The 1,513-nt window shown below is 59.7% G+C and carries 1 protein-coding gene; it reads right to left on the bottom strand.

The features are described 5' to 3' along the window. Positions 1–18: 18 nt before the first annotated feature. Positions 19–1,308, bottom strand: a complete 1,290-nt coding sequence (locus tag C8N31_RS20130) for a DUF6538 domain-containing protein (protein ID WP_025050048.1) — start codon at positions 1,306–1,308, stop codon at positions 19–21. Positions 1,309–1,513: the final 205 nt, after the last annotated feature.

The raw sequence follows: 1,513 nt of genomic DNA, 5'->3' as shown, positions 1-1,513 counted from the left end.
CGATGTCAGGGGGTACCATCATGACGGTACCCTGATCTGATCCACGATCCCGCGCTTCTGCTCATCACTGATCCCAGCCGAGTAGATGCTGTAGGTGATGCCATTCTCTGACCGGGCTGACTTGTGCCCGACCAGAGACGCGGTGAAGTGCTCAGGGACCCCTGTGCGCTCACACTGGGTGATGAACCACTTACGGGTTGAGTGAAACACCAGACCGGGACGCTCCATGTCCAGACGCTTGCGTATGGCTGCAAAGCGCTTGGTCACCTCCCTCACTGACAGATCAGGGAACAGTGGGCCTGCTTTGGGCAACTGATCCAGCACTGGCTCCAGCATAGCATGCACTGGGACCTGCCGCTCGGCTGCCTCGGTCTTCAGCAACCTCAGCTCATTGGGCCGGACAAAGAAGAACCGCCCGAGGTTGCCCTTGGCCACGAGGTCCTCCCGCATGAGACCAACAGCTTCCCCCGCCCGCATGCCGGAGAGCAGACAGACAAGCAGAACCCGACCAATGTGCAGATCATCCTGTCTTAGGATGGCCCTGACCTCGTCGTCTGTCGGGACAGCATACGGGTGGTGCCTGACCTTGGCCTCGAACCTGACCGAGGCGAAGGGGTTGGTCTCGATGTCTCCCTCATAAACACACCAGTCGAGCCAGTGCTTCACCTGCGACCAGATGCGGCGTTGGGTCCGTCCCGTGATCTTCCGTGCCGAGGTGCGTGACCACGCTACGGCAGCATCCAGAGATAGCCCTCGGGTGCGTTGTGACTTCCCCACGAAGGGGCTCAGCTGAGAGATCAGGGACAGGAACGCCCGGCCTTCGTCTCGCCCAAGCTCTGGCAAGGTCAGCGCACTGTATTTGGACTGGAACAGCTCCACAGAGTAGCGGACTGACTTGAACCCACCGGGACGCAGCTCATGTTGCCGTGCCATGAGATAGGCCCGCGCTGCCGCTTGCACTGTCTTCGCAGGTTCTGCTTCGACCCCCAGATACCGAACTGGATCAGAGTGCTGCAGAGTGGCCCGGAGGGAAGCAAGGGCCCGTTCTGATGGGGTCACCCATTCAGAGACGTCAGCTGATGCTGTCTGTGGCAGAGAGGCAGCCCCTGATAGGACCTGCCGCACAGTGCCCTCATACCGGACGTTCACCTCAGCAGCCCTTTGGCGGGCCACCTTGGCATCACTGGTCTTGAGACTCTGCTTGAGGGCTTGGTGGCCAAGGACGGCAGCAACCTCCTTGGGGTAGTTACGGCGATAGAGCCATGTCTGACCTTTCAGGTAGGCATAGCGAATGGGAGCAGAAGACATAATGCTTCTCCTTTCTAGGTAGGATTGATTGTGTGATGGGTTGGTGTTGTGGTCAGCCGTCAGCGCGGCTGTGGACCCGAAGGATCAGGTCGAAGGCTGGCTCGCCATAGACACCCTCAAGGGGTCCAGTGATCGAGTAGCCTGTGATGCTGTCGTCATAGACCTCCCAGACCTGGAACAGGTGCTCAGGCCAGTCATCGAAGGC

It is taken from the genome of Sulfitobacter mediterraneus, from assembly GCF_003054325.1.
Lineage (GTDB): Bacteria > Pseudomonadota > Alphaproteobacteria > Rhodobacterales > Rhodobacteraceae > Sulfitobacter > Sulfitobacter mediterraneus.
This window is presented reverse-complemented; position numbering and strand designations above follow the sequence as displayed.